This is a genomic window from Methyloceanibacter marginalis (assembly GCF_001723295.1).
Classification (GTDB): Bacteria; Pseudomonadota; Alphaproteobacteria; order Rhizobiales; family Methyloligellaceae; genus Methyloceanibacter; species Methyloceanibacter marginalis.
The window spans coordinates 1-2,679 of record NZ_LPWD01000285.1 but is presented as its reverse complement, the minus strand read 5'-3'; the positions used below and the strand labels follow the sequence as shown (position 1 = coordinate 2,679).

2 protein-coding genes are annotated in these 2,679 nt (G+C 63.5%); both read right to left on the bottom strand.

Annotated elements, in window-relative coordinates; all coding sequences use genetic code 11:
• Positions 1-279 precede the first annotated feature (279 nt).
• Positions 280-1,233 (bottom strand): protein translocase subunit SecF, encoded by a 954-nt coding sequence (gene secF / locus AUC71_RS10915; protein WP_069624290.1) that lies wholly within the window; start codon positions 1,231-1,233, stop codon positions 280-282.
• A 12-nt stretch (positions 1,234-1,245) separates the two neighbouring features.
• A partial coding sequence (gene secD / locus AUC71_RS10910) for a protein translocase subunit SecD (protein ID WP_069624289.1) occupies positions 1,246-2,679 on the bottom strand: 1,434 nt, incomplete at its 5' end.

Genomic DNA, 2,679 nt, shown 5'->3' with positions numbered 1-2,679 from the left:
CGCCAAAGGCATCGGCCACCAAGTGGCCGGTGGTCTCGCCGCCCGCGGCCCGCTCGATGGCCTCTCGCCACCATTGCAGGCGGATGCCCGAGCGCCGGCTCGCTCACCTGATCGGCGATGCGGGCGAGCTCGGCGTGAACGCATAAAGAGCGAAGAGATCGTCGCGGGCTTCCGCGGGCGCGAACAGGGTGGCGATGGCACGATCCGGGTCGGCGGCGCGAGCGATACGCCGAACCGCGACCGCCCGCTCACCCTCATCCACGGCCCTGCCTCACTGCCTCATGCGCGCGCCGCAGCTTCCGACTTGCCCTTTGCGGGGCTGGCGCTCGGGGCGAACGCCTCGCGGCGGACCCCGAGGATCAGCTGCATGGGCGAAGCGACGAAGATCGACGAGTAAGCGCCAACGACAATGCCGAAGCACATGGCCACGGCGAAGCCGTAGATCGCCTCACCGCCGAAGAACAGGAACGGCAGCATGGCGAGGAAGGTGGTGACGTGGGTCAGCACAGCCCGCGACAGCATCTCGTTGATGGAGAGATCGAGCAACTCGACCAGAGGCATGCGTTTGTACTTGCGCAAATTCTCTCTGATGCGGTCGAAGATCACGACCTTGTCGTTCAGCGAGTAACCGATGATGGTCAGGATGGCCGCGATGCTCGACACATTGAACTCGAGCTGCATCAGCGCATAGAGGCCGATCGTGGCGGTGACGTCGTGGACCAGCGAGGCGATGGCCGCCACGGCGAATTGCCATTCGAAGCGAAACCACACATAGATCATGATGCCGATCATGGCGACGACCACGGCGAAGGTGCCTCCGGCGATCAGTTCCGACGAGATAGTCGGTCCAACAATTTCCGTGCGGCGGTACTCGACGCTGTCGCCGAGCGCCTCCTTCACCTTGGCGATGGAGGCTTGCTGCTCTTCTTCGGTCGGCAGCGAGGCAATCCGGATCAGCACCTCGTCCGGCGCACCGAATTCTTGGATCTGAACCTCGCCCACGCCGAGCCCGCTGATCTTGCTGCGAATGTCTGCAAGATTGGCCGGGCTTTCCTTGGTCTGCACCTCGATCAGAGTGCCGCCCTGGAAATCGATGCCCATATTGAGGCCGACCGTTGCCACGAGGAGGAGCGGCGCGACAGTGAGGAACGCCGATACGAACCAGGTAATGGCGCGTTGACCGACGAAGTCGATCTTGGTGTCGGCGGGAATGAGCTGAAGGCCACGAAACATTTCTGGCTGATCCTAGAGTGGCAGGGTTTTCGGCCGCGTCCAGCGCAGCCAGAAGGCGACCATCATACGCGTGACGGTGACGGCGGTGAACATCGAGGCGAGGATGCCGACCGTCAGAGTCACGGCAAAGCCGCGCACAGGACCTGAGCCCAGCCAGAACAGCACCAAGACCGCGATTAGAGTGGTTACGTTGGAGTCGATGATCGTAATGAGCGCGCGCGAATAGCCTGAATCCACCGAGGCAATAGGCGACTTGCCGGCCCTCACCTCCTCTCGGATGCGCTCATTGATGAGCACGTTGGCATCCACGGCGATGCCGATGACCAGCACGATGCCGGCGATGCCGGGCAAGGTCAGCGTGGCGCCCATCAGCGACAGCACGGCGAAGATCAGCGCCACGTTGATGAGCAGCGCCAGATTGGCGAACAGGCCGAACAGCCCGTAGGCCACGAACATGAAGGCCACGACCAGCAGCATGCCGACAATTGCCGCCTTCTTGCCGCTCTCGATGGAGTCGGCGCCGAGACTCGCACCGACGGTGCGCTCCTCGATGACCGTCAGCTTGGCGGGAAGCGCGCCGGAGCGCAGCAGGACGGAGAGATCGTTCGCCTCCTGCACGGTGAAGTTTCCGCTGATCTGACCCGTGCCGCCGAGGATCGGCTCGCGGATGACCGGCGCGGAGATCACGGCGTTGTCGAGCACGATAGCGAAGGGCAGACCGACATTGTCCTGAGTCACCCGGCCGAAGCGCTTGGCACCGGCCTGGTCGAAGCGGAACGTCACAATTGGTTCGCCCGTGCGGGAATCGAAGCCGGGCTGCGCGTCGACCAGGTTCTCGCCGCTCACCATCACCTGATCCTTGAGTACGTACGGGACCGGCGGCTCGTCACTCGAATAGACCAGCTCGTTGCCGGGCGGCACCTTCTTGCTGACGGCGACCTCGGCGGCATTGGCGGAGGGGTCCACGAGCTTGAACTCGAGCTTGCCCGTCTCGCCGATCAAGCCTTTGAGTCGCTGTACGTCCGACACGCCGGGTACCTGGACAAGGATGCGGTTACGGCCCTCGCGCTGAATGCTGGGTTCCGTGGTGCCGAACGCATCGACGCGCCGCCGGATGGTCTCGATGGAGGCTTGAATGGCCGAACCGAAACGGTCGTTCAGACCAACCTCGGTAATGGCGAGCGTGATCTTGTCGCCCTCCCGCGTGATGTCGAGATCGTTGCCGGAGAATCCGCCGAACACGTCGTCGCCGACCGGAATCGCGAGCTTCTTCAGTTCGCTGAACGCCTTGTCCACATCCTCGGGGTTGCGAATGCGGAGCGAGACGGTCTTGGCCGAGACGTTCTGCGCAAGGTCGGTATAGCCGATGCGGTTGCTGCGCAGCGTCTCGCGCGCATCGCCGCGAATATTGCCGAGCCAGTCGTCGACCAGATCCTTCTCGTCGAT

Excerpts from the sequence above, each read along its gene's own strand:
- secF (WP_069624290.1), bottom strand. The coding sequence starts at position 1,233 with ATGTTTCGTGGCCTTCAGCTCATTCCCGCCGACACCAAGATCGACTTC.